The 23746-nt window shown below is 71.0% G+C and carries 16 protein-coding genes, 1 tRNA gene and 1 pseudogene; 5 read left to right on the top strand and 13 right to left on the bottom strand.

The annotated features are described in order from the left end of the window. The first annotated feature begins 44 nt into the window (after window positions 1-44). Window positions 45-959, top strand: a complete 915-nt coding sequence (locus tag HG542_RS13285) for an FHA domain-containing protein (protein ID WP_171080946.1) — start codon at window positions 45-47, stop codon at window positions 957-959. A 55-nt stretch (window positions 960-1014) separates the two neighbouring features. Next, on the top strand, window positions 1015-1419 hold the full coding sequence (locus tag HG542_RS13290; RefSeq protein ID WP_171080948.1) for a globin: 405 nt from the start codon (window positions 1015-1017) through the stop codon (window positions 1417-1419). Window positions 1420-1461: 42 nt separating this feature from the next. Here HG542_RS13290 and HG542_RS13295 read toward each other — a convergent pair whose 3' ends face one another. From HG542_RS13295 to HG542_RS13320, 6 genes are all read right to left on the bottom strand, one after another. Next, window positions 1462-2214, bottom strand: coding sequence for a DUF8010 domain-containing protein (locus HG542_RS13295; protein ID WP_171080949.1), 753 nt, complete (start codon window positions 2212-2214; stop codon window positions 1462-1464). After that, window positions 2214-3878: an energy-dependent translational throttle protein EttA gene (ettA, locus tag HG542_RS13300; protein WP_171080950.1), complete on the bottom strand. Its 1665-nt coding sequence runs from the start codon at window positions 3876-3878 to the stop codon at window positions 2214-2216. The genes HG542_RS13295 and ettA overlap by 1 nt, the downstream gene beginning before the upstream one ends. 186 nt (window positions 3879-4064) lie before the next feature. Further along, window positions 4065-5456 carry a Cys-Gln thioester bond-forming surface protein gene (locus HG542_RS13305; RefSeq protein ID WP_171080951.1) on the bottom strand — a complete coding sequence of 464 codons (1392 nt, stop codon included), beginning with the start codon at window positions 5454-5456 and terminating at the stop codon, window positions 4065-4067. A gap of 403 nt (window positions 5457-5859) precedes the next feature. Beyond that, window positions 5860-6336 carry a single-stranded DNA-binding protein gene (locus HG542_RS13310; protein ID WP_171080952.1) on the bottom strand — a complete coding sequence of 159 codons (477 nt, stop codon included), beginning with the start codon at window positions 6334-6336 and terminating at the stop codon, window positions 5860-5862. 271 nt (window positions 6337-6607) lie between these two features. Continuing rightward, complete coding sequence (locus tag HG542_RS13315) at window positions 6608-8734, bottom strand: GTPase (RefSeq protein WP_373313195.1); 2127 nt, start codon at window positions 8732-8734, stop codon at window positions 6608-6610. Then, a complete protein-coding gene (locus HG542_RS13320; protein ID WP_171081103.1) occupies window positions 8731-10383 on the bottom strand; it encodes a dynamin family protein in 1653 nt (550 codons plus the stop codon). Before HG542_RS13320 ends, HG542_RS13315 begins: the two co-directional genes overlap by 4 nt. Before the next feature lie 303 nt (window positions 10384-10686). Here HG542_RS13320 and HG542_RS13325 point away from each other — a divergent pair. Beyond that, a tRNA-Arg gene (locus HG542_RS13325) sits at window positions 10687-10759 on the top strand. 195 nt (window positions 10760-10954) lie between these two features. Here the strand turns inward: HG542_RS13325 and HG542_RS13330 are convergent. Then, window positions 10955-11356, bottom strand: a complete 402-nt coding sequence (locus HG542_RS13330; protein ID WP_171080954.1) for a site-specific integrase — start codon at window positions 11354-11356, stop codon at window positions 10955-10957. 38 nt (window positions 11357-11394) lie between these two features. Between HG542_RS13330 and HG542_RS34975 the strand changes: the two are divergent. Further along, window positions 11395-11562: pseudogene (locus HG542_RS34975) on the top strand (integrase core domain-containing protein); the annotation flags it as partial. A 317-nt stretch (window positions 11563-11879) separates the two neighbouring features. Here the strand turns inward: HG542_RS34975 and HG542_RS13340 are convergent. The 5 genes from HG542_RS13340 to HG542_RS13360 all read right to left on the bottom strand — a co-directional run bounded on the left by HG542_RS13340 (window position 11880) and on the right by HG542_RS13360 (window position 19677). Beyond that, a complete protein-coding gene (locus HG542_RS13340; protein ID WP_171080956.1) occupies window positions 11880-12875 on the bottom strand; it encodes a hypothetical protein in 996 nt (331 codons plus the stop codon). Between the two features lie 551 nt (window positions 12876-13426). Beyond that, window positions 13427-14464 (bottom strand): ABC transporter ATP-binding protein, encoded by a 1038-nt coding sequence (locus HG542_RS13345; RefSeq protein ID WP_171080958.1) that lies wholly within the window; start codon window positions 14462-14464, stop codon window positions 13427-13429. After that, window positions 14461-16035: an ABC transporter permease gene (locus HG542_RS13350; RefSeq protein ID WP_171080960.1), complete on the bottom strand. Its 1575-nt coding sequence runs from the start codon at window positions 16033-16035 to the stop codon at window positions 14461-14463. The genes HG542_RS13345 and HG542_RS13350 overlap by 4 nt, the downstream gene beginning before the upstream one ends. After that, the gene (locus HG542_RS13355) at window positions 16032-17102 is read right to left on the bottom strand and encodes an iron ABC transporter substrate-binding protein (protein ID WP_171080962.1); all 1071 of its coding nucleotides are present in this window, start codon (window positions 17100-17102) and stop codon (window positions 16032-16034) included. The genes HG542_RS13350 and HG542_RS13355 overlap by 4 nt, the downstream gene beginning before the upstream one ends. 487 nt (window positions 17103-17589) lie before the next feature. Continuing rightward, the gene (locus HG542_RS13360; protein ID WP_171080964.1) at window positions 17590-19677 is read right to left on the bottom strand and encodes a nuclease-related domain-containing DEAD/DEAH box helicase; all 2088 of its coding nucleotides are present in this window, start codon (window positions 19675-19677) and stop codon (window positions 17590-17592) included. A 196-nt stretch (window positions 19678-19873) separates the two neighbouring features. On the opposite strand from HG542_RS13360, the gene HG542_RS13365 reads away from it, so the two are divergent. After that, on the top strand, window positions 19874-21604 hold the full coding sequence (locus HG542_RS13365) for a hypothetical protein (RefSeq protein ID WP_171080966.1): 1731 nt from the start codon (window positions 19874-19876) through the stop codon (window positions 21602-21604). On the opposite strand, the gene HG542_RS13370 is transcribed toward HG542_RS13365, so the two are convergent. After that, window positions 21594-23672: a tetratricopeptide repeat protein gene (locus tag HG542_RS13370; protein WP_171080968.1), complete on the bottom strand. Its 2079-nt coding sequence runs from the start codon at window positions 23670-23672 to the stop codon at window positions 21594-21596. The genes HG542_RS13365 and HG542_RS13370 overlap by 11 nt on opposite strands. Window positions 23673-23746: the final 74 nt, after the last annotated feature.

Here is a 23746-nt window from a genome sequence, read left to right on the forward strand (position 1 = left end):
CGGCAAGTACAGCGACAGAAGGTGCTGGAGGGGGAGCGACCGAGATGCCGACCTGCGAGAAAGGCCACCAGTCCCAGGCCGAGGACTGGTGCGACGTGTGCGGACACCGGATGCAGGCGGCAGCCACCGGCGCGGCCGTTCCGCCGCCCCTGCACGGCACCGGGGGCCCGCAGACCTGGAACGTCCCGGACCACGACGCCACGGTGCAGGCGGAGCTCTGCCCGCAGTGCCGCACGCCCCGCGAGACGCCGCAGACGCCGTACTGCGAGGAGTGCGGCCACAACTACCTCGGACACCCGACGGGTCCGACCCCGCCGGGCCCGCTGCAGCCGCACGTCTTCCAGTCGGACCCGTTCCAGTCGGATCCGTTCCAGTCCGACCCGCCGCCCTCGCCGCACCCCCAGGTGCCGCAGGACTGGGTCTACCAGCCGTCCCGCCCGTCGCAGAAGAACCGCCCCTCCGAGCCGCTGGCCCCGCAGCACCCCTACAGCGACGAGGACGACTGGGTCATCACCCCGCCGAGCACCCCGCAGCCCGTACAGCCCGTGCAGCCCGCCGGCTGGGTGGCCGTCATCGCGCCGGACCGCGAGTACTTCCTGCGGATGATGAACAAGGGCGGCCCGGAGGCGGCGAGCCTGAACCTGCCCGCATACTCGCCCGAACAGCGCCTCGCCCTCACCGGCCACCAGATCACCGTGGGCCGCCGCCGGCACAGCACGGGCGAGTCCCCCGACATCGACCTGTCGGTCCCCCCGGAGGACCCGGGCGTCTCGCACCAGCACGCCATGTTCGTCCAGCAGCCGGACGGCACCTGGGCGGTGGTCGACCAGGACTCCACCAACGGCACCACGATCAACGGCTCCGAGGACCCGATCCAGCCGTACGTCCCGGTGCCGCTGCAGGACGGGGACCGGGTGCACGTCGGGGCGTGGACGACGATCACGGTGCGCCGGGGGTAGCCGCGGGTCCCTCGTTCCCCTCCGCCCACCGTGTGGCGTCTGAGACCATGGAAGGGTGAATGAGATTCCGCGCGGCACGCTTCAGGAGCAGACGTTTTACGAGCAGGTCGGCGGCGAGGAGACCTTCCGGCGCCTGGTCCGCCGGTTCTACGAGGGGGTCGCGGAGGACCCGCTGCTCCGGCCGATGTACCCCGAGGAGGATCTGGGCCCGGCCGAGGAGCGCCTGGTGCTCTTCCTCATCCAGTACTGGGGCGGCCCCCGCACCTACAGCGAGAACCGGGGCCACCCGCGGCTGCGCATGCGCCACGTGCCCTTCACCGTGAACCGCGCCGCCCACGACGCCTGGCTGCGGCACATGCGCGACGCGGTCGACGAGCTGGGGCTGGCGCCCGAGCACGAGCAGCAGCTGTGGAACTACCTGACCTACGCCGCCGCCACGATGATCAACTCGGCGGACTGAGCACGCCGTTCCGATCGTTCAGCGGCGCGTGTCGGACACCGTTCAGTGGCGCGTGGGGGTGACCGTCAGGCCCGCGAGCCCGCCCGTGCGCACGGCGACCGAGCCGTACGGGGTGCGCAGCCGCAGCCAGCCGCGCGCGGCGAGCAGCGCGAACGGCTCCCCGGCCGACGACGGCACCGGCGGCAGCACGGCGGCCGCCGCTCCGGCGGGCCCGGAGGCGGCGAGGACCGGCTGCTGACGTGCGGCGGGCCGCAGGAAGCCCAGCGCCTGCGCCGCGTGCACGGCACGCAGCGGCAGGCCGGTCTCGCCGAGCGTGCGGGACCAGATCTGGCGGCCGATGCGATCGCGCTCGCCGCGCGTCCGCCGCTCCTCGGGCAGCGCCCGGTCGCGCTCGCGGAACTCGGCGACGGCGGCGCTCAGCGCGCCGTGCATCGCCTGTGCGTCCGGCAGACCCGGCACCCGCTGCCAGCCGCCGCGCGGGGGCAGCACCCCCGCCCACGGCGGACCGGTGACGGCTTCCGGCACGGCGACGGGCGCGTCCTGCGCCACGGCCGCGTCGAGCGCGTCGGCGAGCTGCCCCGCCGAGACCGTCACGTCCAGCGCGGCCTCCTCCGCCAGCCGGGCCGTGCGGATCGCGAGCACCTCGAAGGACGGCGGCCGCCCGAAGACACCCAGCACCCCGCCGCCGGCCTGCAGCCGGACGGCGGCGGCCCGGTCGTAGTGGATCAGCCGGGCCAGGAAGGCGGCCAGATCGGCCGCCTCCCCGGCATCGGCGAAGCGCAGCGACTGCGTCATCAGCCCCGGGTCAGCTTCTTGTACGTGGCGCGGTGCGGACGGGCGGCGTCCGGACCGAGCCGCTCGATCTTGTTCTTCTCGTAGGACTCGAAGTTGCCCTCGAACCAGAACCACTTCGAGTTGCCCTCGTACGCCAGGATGTGCGTGGCCACCCGGTCCAGGAACCAGCGGTCGTGGGAGACGACCACGGCGCAGCCCGGGAAGTCCAGCAGGGCGTTCTCCAGCGAGGACAGGGTCTCGACGTCGAGGTCGTTGGTCGGCTCGTCGAGGAGGAGCAGGTTGCCGCCCTGCTTGAGGGTGAGCGCCAGGTTCAGACGGTTGCGCTCGCCGCCGGAGAGGATGCCGGCCGGCTTCTGCTGGTCCGGGCCCTTGAAGCCGAACGCGGAGACGTAGGCGCGGGACGGCATCTCGACCTGGCCGACGTTGATGTAGTCCAGCTCGTCGGAGACGACGGCCCACAGCGTCTTCTTCGGGTCGATGTTGGCGCGGCCCTGGTCGACGTACGAGATCTTGACGGTCTCGCCGACCTTGATGTCACCGGCGTCCGGGGTCTCCAGACCCTGGATCATCTTGAACAGGGTCGTCTTGCCGGCACCGTTCGGGCCGATGACGCCGACGATGCCGTTGCGCGGCAGCGTGAACGACAGGTCGTCGATGAGGACCTTCTCGCCGAAGGCCTTGGAGAGGTTGTTGACCTCGACGACGACGCTGCCCAGACGCGGGCCCGGCGGGATCTGGATCTCCTCGAAGTCCAGCTTCCGCATCTTGTCGGCCTCGGCGGCCATCTCCTCGTAACGGGCGAGGCGCGCCTTGGACTTGGCCTGGCGGCCCTTGGCGTTGGAGCGGACCCACTCCAGCTCTTCCTTGAGGCGCTTCTGACGCTTCGCGTCCTTCTGGCCCTCGACCTTCAGACGCGCGGCCTTGTTCTCCAGGTAGGTGGAGTAGTTGCCCTCGTAGGGGATCGCGCGGCCGCGGTCGAGCTCCAGGATCCACTCGGCCACGTTGTCCAGGAAGTACCGGTCGTGGGTGATCGCCACGACGGTGCCGGCGTACTTGGCCAGGTGCTGCTCCAGCCAGTTCACCGACTCGGCGTCGAGGTGGTTGGTGGGCTCGTCGAGCAGCAGCAGGTCGGGGGCCTCCAGCAGCAGGCGGCAGAGCGCGACGCGGCGCTTCTCACCACCGGAGAGGTTGGTGACCGGCCAGTCGGCGGGCGGGCAGTCCAGGGCGTCCATGGCCTGCTCGAGCTGGGCGTCCAGGTCCCAGGCGTTGGCGTGGTCCAGGTCCTCCTGGAGCTTGCCCATCTCCTCGAGCAGCGCGTCCGAGTAGTCGGTCGCCATCAGCTCGGCGATCTCGTTGAACCGGTCGAGCTTGCCCTTGATCCCGGCGACGCCGTCCTGCACGTTCTCCAGGACGGTCTTGCTCTCGTCGAGCTCGGGCTCCTGCATCAGGATGCCGACGCTGTAGCCCGGGGAGAGGAACGCGTCGCCGTTGGAGGGCTGCTCCAGTCCGGCCATGATCTTGAGGACGGTGGACTTACCGGCACCGTTGGGGCCGACCACACCGATCTTCGCACCGGGCAGGAAGCTCAGCGTCACGTCATCGAGGATGACCTTGTCGCCGTGCGCCTTGCGCGTCTTGCGCATGGTGTAGATGTACTCAGCCAAGAGAAACCGTCCGGCATTCGAGAAGGGCCAATGTGCGGCGCCGCCGCATGAGGGCAGACACATCCATCTTGCCGTACCGGCACCCTCGGGCGGAAACGCGTTACGGCCCGGCCGGGCCGGTGACCGGACGGACCCGGCTACCGCCTGCACGAACACCGTCCCACGGCGTCCGCGGACCGCGACATCTCACCGGCCGCCGGCCGCCTCCCTCCTGCGGAGGGCGTAGACCGCACCGCCGCCGGCCACGATCAGCACCACGGCCAGACCGGCCACGACAGGCGTCGAACCGCTGCCGCCGGTGGTCGCGAGGTCACCGTCCGCGAGCGGCGACGGGCTCGGGCTCGGCCTGGCCGGAGGAGCGCCGCCCACGGAACCCGTGGAGCCGCTCTCCGCGGTCTGGCAGTCCAATATCCCGGAGAACGTCCGCGAGTACCCGTTCGCGCCCGTGACCGCGACCCGGTACGCCTTGTCCTCCCCGGCCTTCACCACGACCGTCTCGGACCCGCCGGGCCGGACCGTGTGCCGGCTGCCCGCCAGTTCGAAGGGGAAGGCCTCGTCGCCCTTGTTGTCGACGGTGATCTCCACCCCGTTCTTGGTGCAGTCCTTCCTGGCCGCCACGGCCGGGGCGGCGCCCTTCTTCGCCCACGTCGCGGTGGCGGTGGCGGAGACGGTGCTCTCGCTGGAGCCGGCCAGGACCAGGGCCTGGGTCTTGATGTGGTCGCCGATGAAGGCCCGGCCGACCGGGACCTTGGTCGCGGCGGTGACCTTGAGCGAGGTGAAGCCGTCCGGGGCGCCGGCCGGGACGGAGAAGTAGAGCTCGCCGCCGTCGGCCGTCGTAGTGACCGGCTTGCCGTCCTTGCCCACGATCTTCACGCCCTTGGCCGCGGCGTCCCCCGAGGGCGCCACGGTGACACTGGCCGCATCGGTGTGCACCGTGACGGGGCCGAGGCGCTGCCCGGACTTGCCGGAAACCGCCGAGGGGCCGAGGGTCAGCGAGGCCTTGGGCTCCTCGACGTCCTGCGCGCTCTTGTAGAGCCAGTCCGCGAGCTTCTGCGCCTCGGGGTTCTGCGCGTCCACGCTGACGTGGTCCGAGTACCGCCAGATGGCGACCTGTGTGCCCGCCGCGGCGGTGTTCGCGTCGAGCGTGCCCGCGCCGGAGTCCTTGGCGAGCGCGGCCAGGTCGTTGATCTGGGGGTAGGAGTGCTGGAGTATCCAGCGGATCTTCCCCGCGTCCTTGTTGTCGTGCAGGGACGACTCGTTCCAGCCCGCTTCCCGGTACTTCGCGCCGTCCACGGTGTTGGTCAGGATGTCGATGCAGTACGTCTGCAGCGCGCCGCCGCCGTCGACCTTCATCTCGAACAGCCCCGCGGCCACCTCGCCGGTCTTGCGCCGGTCGTGGACGACGGCCCGGCCGCCGGCCGTGATGGCGCCGAGCGCCGCGCTGACGCCCCCCTGGTTCTGCGGCATCCTGACCGCCGCAGCCGGGCCCGCGGCGGCCACGGCCCCCACGACGGCCAGTCCGGATGCCAGGACTGCCGCGGCAAGGCGTGCTGCGCCCCGCCTCGTGACAGAGTTCATGGTTTCCTTTCGGGCAGGCGCAGCTCGCCGCACTCCTCCGGGCGTGCGCCCCACCGGGCAACTGAATACGCAGCGGCCCCCGTTGCTACGGACGAAGATCCTAAAGAGCGGGGAGAACGCCTGGTTCCACAGAGCCGCCCGGATCCGGGATCCGAATCGGAATCGTTACCGGCGGCGCCGCCCCTGACCTGGCCTTATCGACAAATCCCCGGAACAAATCCCCCATTTCCGGGGGTTGTTGCCCAGGGCCTGCGAACCCGGGCCGAGGACGCCGGCCCAGCGGAGCCGGTCGGAGGGCGCCCCGCGAACCCGCCCCTGGGCGCCCCGAGCGCGACCCGCGACCGCGTCGACCCGCGCGGGCGGGCCTGGGCGAGCGGACCCGTACAGGCGGACCTGCGCGGACCTACGGGGACACGCCCGCCACCCGGGCCTCGTCGACGACCCCGCCGGCGGCGATGACCTCCCCCGCCGTCACCGGCATCCCCGCCATCCGCACCGGCTCGAGCGGCAGCGGTCTCGCCTGCGACACCCGGCGGAACGCCGATGTGCCCCGCGCGAGATCGTGCCCGACCGACACCGCGTCGATGTCCGCCGACAGCCACCGTTTTCCGTCGCGTTCCTGCTCCTGGATCTTCAACTTCCCGTGGACGACGACCGGTTCGCCCACCGACAGCGACCCCACCACGTTTCCCGCCAGCGCCCGCCACGCCCAGACGGTGTAGAAGCTGGTGTAGGCGTCCGTCCATTCCTCGCGCGCCCGGTCCCAGCGCCGCACCGTCGCCGCGAGCCTGAAGCGGGAGACGGACGCCCCGCCGGCCGTCTCCCGGAAGTCCGGCGGCGTGGCCACGTTGCCCACGACCGTCACCAACGTCTCGTTCATGCGAACCGCCCCCCGTCCCTGCCTTTGCGCAGGCTCTGCGCGCCCGGCCGGTGCCCGATTGCCCGACCGCGTGACCTCATCGTGCCCGTGATCGCGAGAGTCTGCTGGAGGCTGTGGACTACCCCCGGGTTGTGGAAAACCCCGTCACTCGGACGGTGCCGGTGACCGGTGTCGACAAGCGCCCACCAGCCTCTGTCGTCCCGTCAGCCCCTCACGTCCGGCCACCCCGATCCGGCCCGTCTCCAATTCGGCCCGTCCGCCTGGGCCGTCCTCACGCCTCGCCCGCCGCGATCACGAACTGCGCCCGCACCTCCTGGTACCGCAGCAGTTCCGCCGCCACCGGTTCGAGCACCCGCGCCCGTCCGCACCCCGCCGCGGCCTCGCGCAGCCGCCGCTCGATCTCCAGCCCGTACCGGCGGGCCGGCCCCCGCGCCGCCACCCGGCAGCACCACGCAAGGAGCGGCCCGCCGGCCGCAGCCCCCGCCAGCAGCAGCCCCGGCCCCCACCACGGCACCGCGAAATCCCCTGTCAGCACCCCCACCAGTCCGGCCACCCCGAGCAGTTGCAGCCCCAGCAGAGCCACCTGCCCCACGGCCACCACCGTCCACCACCGCGGCCGGGCCGCCCGTACGGCGCCGCCCCCGTGCGTACGCCATGCGGCGGCGCGTCCCACGCCCGTCCGCCAGCCCCGGGAGATACCCCGCACCCCACCCTCGTCCGCCCTCGTCAGCCAGCCCGCCGCGCGCCAGCTGCCGCCGGTGTGCCAGCCTCCCGGGCGCCGCACGACCGGGGCGGACGCCGCGGCGGCGGTCGCCTCGTCGAGCGCGTCGGCCAGCCCGTCGGCCCCGCGCACCGCGGCCTCGCGCACGGCCTGCGCCCAGGGGCCGGGCAGCCCGGTGGCCGCCTCGTGCGCCAGCGTCCGTACGGCCTGTTCGACCAGGGGCCGGGAGGCGGTGCGCCGCGCCGCCGCGGGCATCCCGGCCGCATCGACGGAGGCCTCTGCCCCGAGCGGATCGGAGGCGACGAGGGCGTCGACGTCGTGCCCGCCCCCCTCGTCGTACTCGTCCGCCGGAGCGAACTCGCTCGTGTCGCTGACGCCGCCCACGCCGTCGATCTCGTCCTCGTCCACGCCCGAGAACCCCAGCCACGGCCCCATCGCGCGCAGCCACAGCCACACCCGCGCGATCACGGCCCGGTACCAGCGCCGCGCCCGCCGCCACATCGTCGTGCACGCCCGCTCGGCGTCCCGCCGCCAGGCCCTTTCCGCCGCGAGGCCGGCTGCCTGCGCGCCCACCGACTCGGCCAGCCGGTCCTCGAACTCGAGCCGCGCCTGCTCGGTCAGCCCGGGCCGCCCGTCCGCCACGTAGGCCTGCCGCAGCCGCGCGGACACGCCGTCGACATCGGCCGTCAGCCGCAGCTCCGCCGCGGTCCGCCGGGCCGTGAACTGGCCGAGCAGTTCGCGCAGTTCCCCGATCCCCTCGCCCGTCAGTGCCGAGATCGCCATCACCACGGCCCCCGGCTCGCCGTGCTCGCCGAGGGCCAGCCCGTCCTCGTCCAGCAGCCGCCGCAGATCGTCGAGCACCTGGTCGGCGGCGTCCCTGGACAGCCGGTCGACCTGATTGAGGACCACGAAGGTCACCTCCGCGTACCCGGCGAGCGGCTGCAGATAGCGCTCGTGCAGCACCGCGTCCGCGTACTTCTCCGGATCCACGACCCAGATCACCGCGTCCACCAGCCGCAGCAGCCGGTCCACCTGCTCCCGGTGCCCGGCCGCGGCCGAGTCGTGGTCCGGCAGGTCCAGCAGGACGAGACCGTTCAGCGACCGGTCGTACGGGCGCACCGGCTGCCGACGCGCCCGCGCGGGGATGCCCAGGCGGTCCAGCAGCCCCTCGGCGCGGTCCGACCAGGCACAGGAGACGGGCAGCGCGGTGGTCGGCCGCCGCACCCCGGCCTCCGAAAGCTGCGCCCGGGCCAGGGCGTTGAAGAGGGTCGACTTGCCACTGCCCGTGGAGCCCGCGATGGCGACGACGGTGAGGTCGAGCGAGTAGCGCTGGCGGGCCGCGGCCTCCTCCAGCACGCGTCGCGCCTCGGCGAGCGTGCGCCGGTCCAGCCGCGCCCCGGACAGCCCCACCAGCTCGCGCAGGGCGTCCAGCCGGGGCCGCAGGGCGTGCCCCACGGAGGTCGGCGCGCTCCGGGGCGGAGCGGGGGGCATGGGGCTCACAGGAGGAGACGTGCGCTCCGGCGGAAGCGCCACAGCGGTCAGCGGGGACTGTGCGGGGCGCTCGGGCCGCGCCCGGCGCGCGATCAGACCGTCGTCCCAGACCCGGTCCTCGGAGTCGCCGTGGGAGCGGCCCTCGCCCCGTGCGTCGCAGCTGCCGGTGGTCTGCACAGCGGTCACCTCTCCTTCTGCAGGACGGACAACGCGGCGATCAGGTCGACCTGGTGCTCCGGCGTGACTTCGAGCGCCTCCAAGGGGGCCGCCCTGCGGTCCCGTTCGGCGTCTAGCACCTGCTCCAGGCAACCGGACAGCAGGTCCCCACCCCGGTCGTGCAGCCGCAGCGCGCCCTGCGCACCCAGCAGGTCGGCCAGCGTCTCACCCGCCGTACGCGCCCGGCGGCCGCCCAGCAGCGCTGCTGCGAGCAGTGCGGCGACATGTTCCGCGTCGAGGCTCGCGGCCCGCTCGGCGGCGCGCACTTCTTCTTCCGCGATCTCCTCCAGGCACCGCCGCCAGCGCCGTGCGGCCACGCCGATCCGCCCGGCGGCCCCGTCGGGGTCGCTCGGCGCGAGCACCGAACCGGTGGCCGGGTCGTCGCTGCAGGCCGCGGCGATCTCCTCGTCGGCGGCGTCGGCCGCACAGCTCAGCAGTGCGACGAGAGAGCCGGTGAGGGCGGTGAGCAGTTCATCCGGCGTACTGTCCTGCGGGTGTCCGCGCCAGTGCGTCAGAGCGTCTCCGGCGAGCATCTCGCCGGACTCGACGGCGAGCCGTACGCGCTCCACCGCACGCCCGTACGCGTCCTCCACTCGCTGCAGCAGACGGACGGCCGCAGCGTGCTGCACGGCCGACGCCCCGGCGAGCCCGGGCAGCCGTGCGCCCAAAGAGGAGAGCACTCCGGCGGCGGTCCGGGCGGTGGCCACCGTCCGGGCCGCCGGGTCCTGTGCCCGCTGGGCGAGCCAGGCGCGCAGCCCGGCGACGGCGGTGGCGGGCAGCAGTCCGCTGCCGCCGCCCGCGGACTCCGGGAGTTCGGGAATGGTGAAGCGGGGCACGTCGCCCAGGCCCGCATGTTCGAGCAGCGCGTCGTACTGGCGGGACACCTCGGCGGCAACCTGGTGCGGCACCCGGTCCAGCACGGTGACGAGCGTGACGTCGTACTCCTTGGCGGTGCGGAGCAGGTGCCAGGGCACGGCATCGGCGTAGCGGGTGGCGGTGGTGACGAGCACCCAGACGTCGGCGGCGCAGATCAGTGCGGCGGCGAGCTCGCGGTTGCGGGCGACGAGGGAGTCGATGTCGGGCGCGTCCAGCAGCGCGAGCCCGCGCGGCAGGGAACGGTCGGTCTCGATCCGCAGCGAGCTGAGCTCGTCGTCCGGCCCCTCCCCCTCGGAACCGTCGGACGCTTCCGGAGCCCCGGGATCCACTGCGTCGTCCATGCCGTCCGCCTCGTACGCGGCACCCTCCTGGGCCGGCACCCAGACCCGGTGCAGCCGCGGCAGCACCCGGGGCCCCGCGAACCAGTGGTGATCGTCCGGATGACAGACGAGAACTGGCGTGCGGGTTGTCGGCCGCAGCACCCCCGCCTCAGTGACCCTCCGCCCCACCAGCGAGTTGACCAGCGTGGACTTGCCCGCCCCGGTGGACCCCCCGACGACCGCGAGCAACGGCGCTTCGGGGGCGCACAGGCGGGGCACCAGATAGTCGTCGAGCTGCGCCAGGAGCTCGGCCCGGTTTCGACGGGCGCGGGCCGCGCCGGGGAGGGGGAGCGGAAAGCGTGCGGCGTCGACACGGTCACGCAGTGCGGACAGTGCATCGAGCAGCCGGGGCCGTACGTCCAAGGTCGCCACACGTGCAGAATGCCCAATTCTGGGGTGTTTTTGAAGCAAATCACCCCTGGCGCGCGAGGCGTGGCGCAAGGGGCCCAGGCATAACGAGTGCACAACACCCGTTGCACAGGGCGTCAAAAACGATGCGAAAATCGCACCTGCCTGCGATTATCAGGACCGCTTCACCGAACCTCCACATCGTGTCACGGAGGTGAAGCAACCGGGACGAGGTACGCGGAGCCCTATCCTTGTCCCGGCAAGGTCACGGCACCACCGAGCCCGGGGCTTCAGCCGTCCGACCGCAGCACAAGACCGGCCCCCGTAGCTCAGTGGATAGAGCAGGCGCCTTCTAAGCGCTTGGCCGCAGGTTCGAGTCCTGCCGGGGGCGCTCGCGCTCCACCCTTCGCCTCTCCCCTCCGGGAGGGGCGTTTTTGCTGGTCAGGGGCAAGTTAGTCGGGGCGGCGTAGCGGGGGCGTAAGGGTCGGGCCCGGCCCCGGCGACTGCGGGGAGGACCCGACCATGTCCGGCTGTCACCGGGTATCTGCGGGTAGCCACGGTGGATACACGGTGGCGTTTTCCTGACTCAGTCCGGCTCGGGCAGTTCGAGGAGATCCTCCTCGGCTTCCATCTCGGCTTCCATCCGGCGTTTCAGGTCCGGCAGCTGCCCTTCGATGCACCCGGCGTAGAAGGCCAGCAGGACGGCGACGCTGTTGCCGGCCCAGTAGGCGATCTGCGCGGGCGGCAGGCCCTGATTGAGCCACTCGGTCAGCCGGGTGTGCCGGATGTCGTAGATCCGCCTTCCCAACGGGGACTGGTACCCACATCCCGTCAGCTCCGCCTGGCGGGCGCCCCGCCAGGCCCTGCGCGTGACCGAGCCGGAGAGGATGCCCCCGTACTTGCCGGAGAACATCCGGTCACCGGGACTCAGGCCTTCGGCCCTGATGTACTCCCGCAGCCTCCGCGTCAGCGGCGGAGGACCCGGCACGACGCGCGTGTCCTGCTCGGCCCGCCCCTTGAAGCAATCTGGACCCGCCGTCCGGTGAGCAGCTGCGCGAGGTCATCCGCTACGAACACGAGCGCGTCGGCGACACCTCCGAGCACGAACGGCGCGTCGCACTCGCGGACTTCGTGAACTGCTACAACCACGACCGTCCGCACACCGCGCTCGGCGGCCGATCACCCATCAGCCGGACCGCCGGAAGCGACTACCCGCTCATCTTCGACCAGCCGCCCGAACCGCTCGTCGACAGCAGCTCAGCTTCGAGGACTTCGTGTAACCAATGTCCCGAGACACCACAACTAGCAGGATCTGACTTTCCACGTCAACGATCAAACCGCTTAGCACCCCAAGGCAACCACGTGGCCAACGCGCGAAGCGCCGCAGGTATGTCTTTCCGCTCGGCTCTGCAGATCGCTGTCAGGCCGATGACCAACAGCGACAAAATGAACAGGATTGAAACCCAAGCAGCCCCCGCAGAGAGCAGCTGAGCGACCTTACGCGCCACAGTTCACCGCTCCGACGGGATAGAGGCTTGAGCAGCCTGTACCGTTTCAGCCCCGAAGGCCTTCTCCATGGCTCTTTGAGCCTGTGCCCTTTCCTCTGGCGGCAGCCAATACAGCGGCGGGAACTCCTCATCATCGTCGTGTTCCACTGCTGTCAGAGCATTGATATACGACACGGCAGGAAGTCGGCGCGAGTCAAGCAGCCGGCCATCGGCACCCATCCAACGCAACCCCTGCAGCGCCATATCCAAGGCGGCCAGCATCTGCAACACACGCCATTCATGCGAGTCAGCCTTCGGATCATTCCTCCGACGGGCACGCGACTGGCCAATCACGTACCACGCTGAGCCCTTGTTAGGCATCAGAAGGCCTAGCAGACCCGCGCGGTAACTGAAGTCCTCGGCGTCTGGCATGTCGCGCCTTGAACGTTGCTGGAAGAGGTGCTGGTAGCGCGCCAGTGTCTCGCGGTTCAGAACATCAGCATTTACGACCGCGATCGCTCGGTTGAGACAACCCAACTCATCCATCATTTCTGACAAGCTATACAGGCAATGGCGGTACCAATCAGGATTCTTCTCTTGATGCCCCACGACGATGACTTGATTGAGACGGAGGAGTACATGGCCTACAGACCTCTGAACCTGTTCATGCAGCCACTGGGGAATGTATTCCAGGTCATCACTGGAGTATGAGGCGCCGTCAACGCGAGCCAGATCTGATGTTCGCAGTCGCTCAACATCGGAGCGGAGCAATCGTTGCACGCCCCGTGGATCCCGTCCCCCAGCGACCAACTCGGCAGCAATCACTCCTGTGAGGCGCCCAAGAGTGTCCATGGCGTCACTCGACCGATACATGCACATCCTGGCCCAGCCGTGCTCAGCTCGGTCTGGAGCACAGTAGCGCAGCACCTCCTCCAGGAGATTGATGACCTCCACCGCACAGGGCAATACGGCCTGGCGCAGATGTGCGGGCATGGCATCGCCGTGGTCACGCTGACCCATCACGTCATCCCTTCGCCTACCAAGATCCCGTGCCTCCGGGCAGGCGCAAAAGGGCGCAGCTGACCGCAGTGATCGCGATGAGTCCACTTCCGGCTGCTGGTGGTGTCATGGGCACGGGCCATGCCACAGCCGCGGCCGTCGCCACGGCCTCGCCGCAAGACTATAGGACCGCGCGGACGCGCATGCAGCGAATGAAGGAACCCGTCGAGCAGGCATGACCGGAGGACACGAACTCCGACCCCTCGATTTGGCGGGCCCCTAGGCTTGCCTCCGTCTCCGTGCGCGCCTACGGAAGAACCACTTCCGGTGAATACGCGGCGGGGCAGCAGACTTGAACCCCAGCAGCTCAGCGAAGCACCAGGTCAGGTGCTTGATCCAGTGTGAGCGCCGCAGCCTCTTCTAAGCGCTTGGCCGCAGGTTCGAGTCCTGCCGGGGGCGCTCGCGCACCGCCCTTCGCCTCTCCCTCCGGGAGGGGCGTTTTTGCCGGCACCGTCCCGGCGCATCTGCCACCCGCCCGGCCGCAGCCGAGCGCGCCCAACGGCCGGCCGCCCCTACGGCCCCTCCACCACATGCACCGCCCCCCGCGCCTCCACATACACCTCGCCCGTCGGCCACGGGGCGTCGGTGTACGCGATCAGGGTGGCCGGCAGGCCGTTCGGAGAATCCGCGGGAAGGAGTTCGACCCTGTGGTCGTGGCCGCGGAAGCGGCACGTCTGTACCCGGGCGCGGACCGCGCCCGGCGCCGGGGTGGCGTGGAGGCGGAGTTGACGTGGCCTCAGCAGCACCACGCCGTCCCCCTTGCCGTTCCGGGCCGTGGTCAACGGGAGCGTGCCGAAGACGGTCTCGGCCTTGCCGTCCGCCACGGTGGCCGGGATCAGGTTGGCCTCGCCGAGGAAGCGGGCGATGGCGGTGTCGGCGGGCTCGCGGTAGAGGTGTTGCGGGGCGGCCTGCTGCGCCGTGCGGCCGGCGTGCAGGACGGCAATGGTGTCGGCAAAGGACAGGGCCTCCTCCTGATCGTGGGTGACCAGGATCGCGGTCGCGCCGGCACGCCGCAGCGTCGCCGCGACCTCGGCCCGCAGGTCGGTGCGCAGGGCTGCATCCAGGGCCGCGAACGGTTCGTCCAGCAGGAGCAGTTCGGGCTCGGTCGCCAGCGCGCGGGCGAGGGCGACGCGCTGTTGCTGGCCTCCGGAGAGCTCGTGCGGGTGGCGCTTGGCCAGGCCGTCCAGGCCGACCAGGGCCAGGAGTTCGGCGACCCTCTCGCGGCGGCGGCCACGCGGCAGGCCGAAGCCGATGTTTCCGGCCACGGTCAGATGCGGGAACAGCGCACCGTCCTGCGGCACATAGCCGATCCTGCGGTGCTCGGCGGGCAGCCGTCGCCGCCCGTCGTCCAGCAGCCGACCGCCCAGGGTGACTTCACCCTCCGCGGCCGGATGGAAGCCGGCTATGACACGCAGCAGGGTGCTCTTGCCACAGCCGGACGGTCCGAGCACACAGGCCAGTGCCCCGTCCTCGACCGTCAGGTCGACTCCGGTGAGGATCTCGTTCCGGCCGTGTGCAGCACGCAACCCTTTGATCGACAGGCCACTCATCGCGTTGTCTCCGTACGGGGATCGGCGCCGAGCGTGCGGCGGGTGAGCAGGAGGACGGGCGGTACGGACAGGACCACCATCAGTGCGGCGTACGGTGCTGCGGCCCCGTAGGCGAGTCCGCTGGTGTACGTCCAGAAACGGGTGGCGAGGGTCTCGGTACCGGTCGGGCGGAGCAGCAGGGTGGCGGTCAGTTCGGTGCTGGCGGTGAGAGCGACCATGGCGGCGGCCGCGCCGAGGCCGGGCAGTACGAGCGGCAGGGTGATCCTCGCCAGCACCGCGACCGGACGGGTGCCGAGCGAGCGGGCCACCTCCTCGACGCCGGGCGGAACTTGGGCCAGGGCGGCCCGCACGGCCGTCAGAGCGAGCGGGAAGTAGAGCACCGCGTACCCGGCGACGAGCATCGGAGGCTGCTGATAGAGCGGTTGCGCGTAACGGATCGCGAAGTAGACGACGGCGAGCGCGACCGCGATGCCGGGGAGCGCCCGGGGGAGGTAGGCGGCGCGTTCGGCGGCCCGGGCGAGCCGACTGTCACGCCGCCAGGCGTACAGCGCGACGGGGACCGCTGCCGCGGTGGCGACGAGGGCGGCCGCGGCGGCGTAGCCGAGCGTGGTGAGGGCGGCGGTGAGCACCGAGGCCTGCGGGAGCGTGGTGGAGCTGCCGCGCACCAGCCAGTAGCCGAGGGCATAGACCGGCACGCCGAGCGCGGTGGCGACGAGGGCGGTCAGTGACGCCAGGGCCGGCAGCGTCCAGCGGCCGAGCCGGGCGGGGGTGGCACGCCGGCCCGCGGTGGCACGGCGGACGGTGCGGCCGCGGCGGCCCGTGGTCGCCTCCAGGAGGACGAGCAGCAGGGCGAGGGCGACGAGCACCAGGGTGAGCAGTGCGGCCGAAGCCGCGTCGAAGCCCAGCTTGTACTGGCTGAAGATGGCGGTGGCGAACGTGGTGAATCGCAGCATCGCGAACGCCCCGTACTCGCCGAGCAGATAGAGCGACACCAGCAGTGCACCACCGGCCAGCGCGGGACGGGTGAGCGGCAGGGTGACGCGCCAGAGGGTCGCGAACGGTCCCCGTCCGAGGCTGCGGGAGACCTCTTCGGCCGCGGTGTCGGCGCGGCGCAGGGTCGCGGCGACCGGTAGGAACACCAGCGGGTACAGCGAACAGGTCATCACGAGCACCGCTCCCCAGTAGCCGCGGACCGATCCGGTCAGCGAGACCCAGGAGTAACCGCGGACGAACTCGGGCACGGCGAGCGGGAGGGCGAGCGCGACGGTCCACCAGCGGCGGCCCGGCAGACCGGTGCGCTCCACCAGATACGCCGCGCCGAAGCCGAGGACGGCGGTGGCGAAGGTGACCGCGAGGGCCAGCGTGGCGGTGTTCCACAGCAGGGTGGCGACCAGCGGACGGCCGAACAGGCGGTGTGCCTGGTCCCAGCCCGCCTGGGCGGCCTGGACACCGACGAACACGAGCGGCGAGGCCACCGCGGCGACGACGGCGAAGGCGGCAGCGGGCAGCAGGCCGGCAGCCCGCCACCGCAGCAGCGGCGACGGACGACCGGGCGAACGGAGAGTGCTCACGCCAGGAGACCGGTGTCCTGGAGGAGCTTGAGGGCCTCCTTGCCGTCACCGAGATCGGCGACGTTTGCAACGGTGCCGATGGTGTCGAGTGCAGGCAGCTCGCTCTTGCCCTTGACGCCCGGCACGAGCGGGTACTCGTAGCTCTCCGAGGTGGCGATCACCTTCTGTGCGGGCGCACTGGCCAGGTAGGCGAGAAACGCCTGAGCGGCCTGAGCGTGCTTGCCGTGCTTGAGAGGAGCCGCACCCGAGACGTCGACCAACGCACCCGGGTCGCCCTTGGCGAAGTAGTGCAGTTTGGCGTGGGCCTTGGCGGCGGTCTGCTCGTCACGCAGGCGGTAGAAGTAGTAGTGGTCGATGACACCGCCCTCGACCTCGCCCTTGTTGACGGCAGCGGAGAGGTCCTCGTTGCTGTCGTAGGTCTTGGCGTTGGCCTTCAGGCCCTCCAGCCACTTCCTGGCCGCGTCCTCGCCGTCGGTCTTGATCATGCGGGTGACGACGGGCGCGAAGTCGGTCTCGCCGGGGGCGATGCCGAGGCGTCCCTTCCACTCCGGCTTGGCCAGGTCACGTACGGAGGACGGCGGTGCGGTGTCGGCGTGCTTGCCCTCGGCGGCAAGGAAGGCGGCGGTACGGGCGGAGATGCCGACCCAGTCGCTCTTGGGCGAACTGTCCTGGGCGGGGACGGCCTTGAGGGTCTCCGGCTTCACCGGGGCCAGCAGGCCCTTCTCCTCCAGGGTGGTCAGTGCGGGCGGGTTCTCGGCGTAGAAGACGTCGGCAGGGGAGGCCGCGCCCTCCTGGAGGATCTGGTTGGCGAGCTCTGCCTCGTCGCCGGAGCGCAGCTCGACCTTGATGCCGGTGCGCTTCTCGAAGTCGGCGGCCAGTGCCTTGACGGTCTGCTCGTGCTGACCGCTGTAAACCGTGACCGACTGACCCTTGAGGGACGTGCCATTCGACGCCGACGACGCGTTGCTGCCGTCTTCGCTGCCGGACGAACCACCGCATGCGGTCAGTCCGAGGAGGCATGCGGTCGTGAGCGAGAGTGCGGTGAAGGGCCTGAGGGATCGGAGCATGGTGGGGGGACCTCCGCAGTGGGCAGGGTTCGGCCGGTCGGCTCCACCCGGAAGGGCTGGATCCAGCCGGTGACGGGCAGTGCCGCGCGCCCGGGGAACGCGGCTCGTGGGGCGCCCGACCCCGGCGTGGTGCGCCAGAACCTAGGACAGGGAAGGTTTACCTAACAAGTTTTGAGCCGTCAGATTTCAGCCACGCATCGGCATGGCCAAACTTCGCCCGTCGAAGCCTCAAGTCCGCGCAAACGCCCGGGGGCACTCGTCCGGATGATTACGATTCACCCGTCATGCCCGTCTGGTGACCACCAGACGGTGCCTGCCGGCGCCCGCAGCCCGCGAGCCGGTCCCGAGGCGGTACACGCGGCAGTCCCGTCAGACGTCCTCGCCGAGGCCCACCAGGTCGTGGGGGAAGAAGTCGCTCGGCCGTCTGCGCCCCGCATGCTCGACGGCCTCGGAGCCGCATGCCCGCCAGTCCGTATCGGCCGGCTGTCTATCGCCGGCCGTCAGCTGCGACCGATCCCAGCCACAGCGTGTCCCGGGCACGCGTCATGGCGACGAAGAGCTGGGTCCGCCAGAGCTCCTGGCGCTCACGCATGACGTCCGCATCGGGTGCGTTGCTGTCGGCTGAGCCGTCGGTCCGGATGTCGTGGTCCGGCAGGTGGACGTGCTTGAACTCCAACCCCTTGGCACGGCGGTACGTACCCAGCTTCACGGCCGCCACCGGGTGACCGTCGTAGCGGTCCAGCGGGCACAGAGGAATGCCCGACCGGTTGAGCAGATCCCTGTAGTGGCTCGTCTCCCGGTGCGACCGGCAGAGGATGGCGGAGTCCGGCCAGCCGGACGGTCCGAGCGCGCGGAGAGCCTCCAGGAGCGCCTCGTCCTGCGCTGCTGCGGTACGGAAGACCGCCCTGGTGACCTTGCCGTCGTGATAGGTCAGATCGACGTCCCGGTGCCCGGCGGTGCGTGTGCCGTCGATGTCGTCGAACGCGTCCTCGGCGACGACCGCCAGTGCCGCGTCGAGGATTTCCTTGGCATTGCGGTAGTTGGTGCGCAGCACCTGGCCCCGGTCGCCCCGTACGTCGATTCCGGCGTCGGACAGGCGGAACCCGCCCGGGTAGACGGACTGCTGGCCGTCGCCGACCAGCAGCAGGCCGTTGGGCGTGTCGCCGACCAGGGCGTGCAGCAGGCGCACCCCCACCAGGGTCAGGTCTTGCACCTCGTCGGCTATCACCGCTGCATACGGCGAACAGCCGGGATTCTCCAGGCACTCGGCCAGGGCGAGGCTGAGGATGTCGTTGAAGTCGTGGACGCCGCGTTCGGTGCGGATGCGCTCGTATTCCTCGTACAGCTCCCAGACCGCTTCCCGGTGGGCGCGGCGGAGGTTGGTGCGGCGGCGGATGCGGCGCAGCGTCGCGTAGTCCTCGAAGCGCGTGATGCCGCGCCCTTTTATGACGTAGTCGATTTCCTCGCGCCAGTAGCCCGGCGAACGGTCGATTCCGGCCAGGACGCTGGGCCGGCCACGGCGCATCCAGGCGTGGCTGAACGCGGTCTCCGCCCGTTCGCCGTTCAACCGGTGGGCTGTGCCGCGCTCTTCGAGGAAGCCGCGGGCCCAGGAATGCAGGCTCCGGAATTCGACACGCTCGGCGACGGCGGGAGCCATCGTGCCGAGGAACGTGCTCTGCACCCGGGGAAGGTTGTTGGCGAACGTCACGTACAGAATGCGGCCGGTGGACCGCTGGGCGAGATGGGCTGCACGATGCAGGGCCACGACCGTCTTGCCCGTGCCGGCCGGGCCGCTGATGCGGGCCGGGCCCGACCAGTTGCGCCGCACCAGAGGGACCTGGTCGGCTGCGAGGAAGGTCATCCAACCCTCGATGGGGCCGTTGCGGGCCGCTTCCATGGCCGCGTCACGCAGGCCGGTGACGTCGAAGAGGGCTTCGGTGCCGGGTGCCTGCGGTTGCAGCGGTGTGCTGCTGCGCACCACCGACGAAGTCTCGTACGCGGGGAAGACCTCCTCCAAATGGTTGGCAAGCGCCTTCACTTGGGACGGCGTGAGCCGTACCCGCCAGGCCATCAGCGCCGGAGCCACCTCCTGATCGCCCAGCAGGCGCACACGGCCGACGCTCTCGGCGAGCGAGTGCCCTGCGAAGACCATCAACGGCTGCACCGCCACGGGCGACAGGCCCAGCGCGGCAACCGCGCCCTCCGCGACGTGCGTGACAGCCAGCAGCTTGCGCACCTCGCCGTCACAGCTCCGGCCGCCGGCCGTCAGACGGCCGTGCACGGCTTCCGGCGCGGATCTCCAGTTCTTGACGTCGATCACGAAAACGCCACCGGGGCCGACGAGCAGCATGTCGACATTGGCCGCGCGCGTGCCCGGCCAGCGGCGGTCCACGAGCAGCCGCCAGCCACGCTGCGCGAGCACCAACAGCTGGGTGTGCACGCGCTGTTCACCCTCGCCCGCCGCTTCCCAACGCCGGGCCTCCCGCTGCGCCGCCCACAGCTGTTCACGCAGCTCACGCTCATGCCGCCGGGCCTCCTGCGCCCTGTTCAGTGCCGAGCCGCCGGCCACCGTCATGCCCGCCCCCTCTTACGCTCCCCCTGTACGTAAAGTAATGATCATAGTGCGGATCGGAGTCACCGCACAGGGGTGCGGCAGGGAGGCCACGGGGGCGCAGCAGCAGCGGAAAGGCGCACGCGGGGCGCGCCGGAGCCGCCGGGTATCGTCTGCCGGAGCCGCCGGAGCGCGGCCGGAGCCGTGAGGGAGGAAGACCGTGCCGGACGCGGGACCGTCGCACATCCTGCTGCGCGAGGATGCCGCCGACTGGGAAACCGTCAAACCCGAACGCTTCGTGCTCGGCGTCATCCACAACGTCACGTCCGCGACCCGGCTGCTCGACCTTCTGAAGCCCTTCGAGGGTGATAGCCGCGTCCAGGTCCTCTTCGCCTGCACGGGGTCCTCGGCATTCACAGAGGGTCTGCGGGAATTCATCACCGAGCGCAAACTCCCCTGCATATCCTGGGAAGAAGCGAAGCGCGAGAAGTTCGACCTTGCGGTGAGCAGCAGCCGGGGCGGGGATCTGCACCAGCTCAACGCCCCGCTCGTCGGCGCCCCGCACGGCGCTGGATACAATAAATACTTGAGCCGGAAGCCGGAAGCCGGAAGCCGGAAGCCGGAAGCCGGAAGCCGGAAGCCGGAAGCCTTCGGCCTCGGTGCCGAATGGCTCGTGCACGACGGCGAGTTGATCCCCTCCGCCATCGTTCTCTCCCATGACGAGCAGCGCGAACGCCTGCGCCGCGGCTGCCCCGAGGCCGTCCCTTTCTCCGTCGTCGCGGGCGACCCCTGCATGGACCAGCTGCTCGCCGGCGTTCCCTTCCGCGACGAGTACCGCGCAGCCCTCGGCGTGCGCCCCGGCCAGAAGCTGCTCGTGCTGACCTCCACGTGGAAGGACCAGTCGCTCCTGGGAGCCCACCGCGCCGACCTGGAGATCATCCGCCGTTCCCTCGCCGAACTGCCCGCCGACGAGTATCGCGTGCTCCACGCCGTCCACCCCAACGCCTGGTTCACACACGGCGGCCATCAGATACGCGAATGGTTCGAGCCGTTCCTCCGCGCCGGGCTCCTCCTGCCCTCCCCCGAAACCGACATCTGGAAGGCAGCGCTCGTCGCAGCCGACGCCTTCATCGGCGACCACGGTTCGCTCACCCTGTACGCGGCGGCGCTCGGCGTGCCGGGTCTGCTGGGTGCGTTCGACGAGGACACGGTGGCCGAGGGCTCGCCCATGGACCTGCTGGGCCGGGAACTGCCGCGTGTCACACGGCACGAGCCCCTCGGGCGGCAATTGCAACGGGCCGCCGCGGCCCAGGCCGGGCCGCAGCGCGAGCGCCTCGCGGAGATCGGCGCCCTCGTGACCTCCCGCCCTCTCCAGGCGGCCGGGCTGCTGCGCAGTCTCTACTACGAGCGGATGAAGCTCGACGAGCCGCAGCACCCGGCCATCTCCCGCCCCGTCGCCCTCCCCCTGCCACTCCCGGCCGAACGCCGCCAGCCAGGCGCCGCAGCCGTGTACGCGGACATGCAAGGCGGCCGCCTGCGGCGCTACCCGGCCGAGCTCCAGGGCTCGCTCACCCACCACCTGCCCGACCCTTATCTGGTGGCCGCCTACGGCGAACCCGACCCGCGATGGGCACACGCGGCGGACGTGATCCTCGCGCGGTCGCTGCACTCCGGTGAGTCATGGGAGGACGCCGCCCGGCGCGTCTTCCGGCGCCATCCGGGCTGCGAGCTCGTCGCATTCCCCCAAGAGGCAACGGGCTGCCTGGCGTTCACCCGTGACAGACTTCAACGTCTGACCGCGCAGTGGCAGGACGGCGCACCGTCCTGGCCGTACGACTTCTCAGTGGCCGCATCGGCGCTCTACTCCACTTTGACCAGTCGGTCGGCTTCTTCCGTACGCGTCAGTGTCGTCGACGGGCTGCCGCCGGCCGTTCTCACCATCAGCCGGTGAGTCCACGGCCGCGTGCGGCCTGTTCCTGTTCGCCATGGCCCACGCATTTGTACAGCGCAGCCGCCTCGCGCCAGTCGGCGCCGGCCGCCTCCTGGTCCCCCAGTTCTGCTCGTACATCGCCGCGCAGCAGCAGTACGCCGGCCAGCTCCTTCGGGGCATCGCACGGGCGCAACAGGCCTACTGACGTGTCAAGCGGTTCCAGTGCTTCGTCCAACCGGTCTGCGCGCCGCCGCGCTTGAGCGTATTGCCACAGTGCCTTGGCCTCGTTGAAGGCATCGGGCAGCGCGGCGAACAAGGAACGGGCTTCCAGGAGCAGTTCGGCCGCTTCCTGGTGACGGCGCTCGGCACTGCGGGCACGCCCCAGGTGAAAGGTCAGCAGCGCTCTGCCCCGAGGATGGTCGATGCCCTCCAGCGCTTCGACAGCACGCCCGAAGTGGTCTGCCGCAACGGACGCTTCGCCGGCACGCAGGGCGAGCAGTCCGAGGCCTTCCAGGGCAGAGGAGACGGTGCGCCCGTGACAGGCCACCGTGGCCTCGCGCAGGGCGTGTTCGTAGTGTTCCCGGGCGTCGGCGCAGTCGTCGCCCTCACCCCGGTCGGAGAGCGCGAAGGCGAGCTCGTAGTGCATGCGCGCCACGGCGACCGGGTCGCCCGTCCGCTCGGCGGCGTCCAAACCCCGCCGGCACACCTCGATCCAGTCGGTGTGGTACTTGCGGCGGTAGAAGAAGCCGCGCAAGGCCTCGCACAGCTGCCATGCGGCTTCGTAGTGCCTTGTGGTGCAGGCGAGTTCGACGACGGCGACAGCATTGGCGCGGTCCTGTTCCAGCGCCCGGAGCGCCGCGCCGACGTCCCCGAAGGCGGGCAGGTCGGTGCGGGCGAAGACCTGTCCGTACCGCCAGCGGTCGGAAACAGCCCGCTCGACGGCGGCGGCCAGCATCAGGTACCAGTCGATGCAGCGGTCCACGGCGCCGTCCACCGCGTGTGCGTCGGCTGCTGCCCGCGCGTGGTCGTGCACAAGGCGGTGCATGCGCAGCCGTCCCTCCCCTGCGGGGTCGAGGAGCTTCTCCCGGACCAGCGTCCGTACGTCGCCCGGCCTCTGTGCGAGCCGTTCCGCGAGGCTGCGGGAGAACTCCGGTGTGGGGTGCAGGCCCAGTGCGCGGTAGAGGGCTGCTGCGTCCTTGTCGAGGGAGCCGTAGACGGCGTCGAATACCTGTGCAACCGAAAGGTCGTCCGGCACGGTGAGCGCCTCCAATCGGGTGCTCCGGTCGATGAGTTCACGGGCCAGTCCCGCCGGATCCTCCCCCATGTCGAGCAGCTCATTCGCTCTGGCTCCCGCGATCCGCACGGCCAGGGGAAGTCCGGCACATGCGTGCAGCACACCATCGAGCGAGGGCCGGTCCAGCACGCCCGCACCCGCGACGGCCTCGAACAGTTCCTCGCTGGCCTTGAGCTTCAGCGAGTCCAGGGGAACACGCACCAGGTCGTGCGAGGCCCGCAGGCCGGCGAGAGGCGAGCGGCTGGTGACGACGACCACGCTGCCGGGGTGCCCGGGCAGTAACGCGCGTACTTGTCCGGCGTTCACCACGTCGTCGAGCAGAACGAGCACAGGCTGGTCCGACGTGAGCGTTCTGTAGTGAGCGGCCAGTTCGTCCGGGTCGGTGGGCAGGGGCGCGTCCGGTTGATGCGATGTCAGCGAGCGGACGAAGCCCTGCAGGACGGCGACGGTGTCACGGGGGCGCAGGGGTCCCTGGGGGCTCATGTCGGCCTGGAGGTGGCCGCCGGGGAAGCCGTCGCTCACTCCGTGCAGCAGGCGCAGTGCAGTGGCGGTCTTCCCGACTCCTGCCATGCCGGTCAGCAGGACCACGAGAGGTGCGGTCCCTTCGGGCCGCTCCGTGACGGCCTGGGTGAGCGAGGCGAAGGTGCTGCGGTGGTTGACGTACACGTGTGGCGCCGGGGCGAGCTGACGTGGCGTCGGTGATTCGGAGGTGGCGTGGTACTCGACGTTCCGCCCCTGGATCACCACGCCCCGGATCGTCGTCCCGCCCGTGATGGTGTTCTCGGTGCTGTCCATGTGTCCCACACCCCCAGGTCCGTCACCGCCCGTCGCGGCGGCGGCAGGTGATCCTACGTGCGCGTGGCGCCCGC

Origin of the sequence: Streptomyces morookaense, assembly GCF_013030945.1 — a bacterium.
GTDB lineage: Bacteria > Actinomycetota > Actinomycetes > Streptomycetales > Streptomycetaceae > Streptomyces > Streptomyces morookaensis.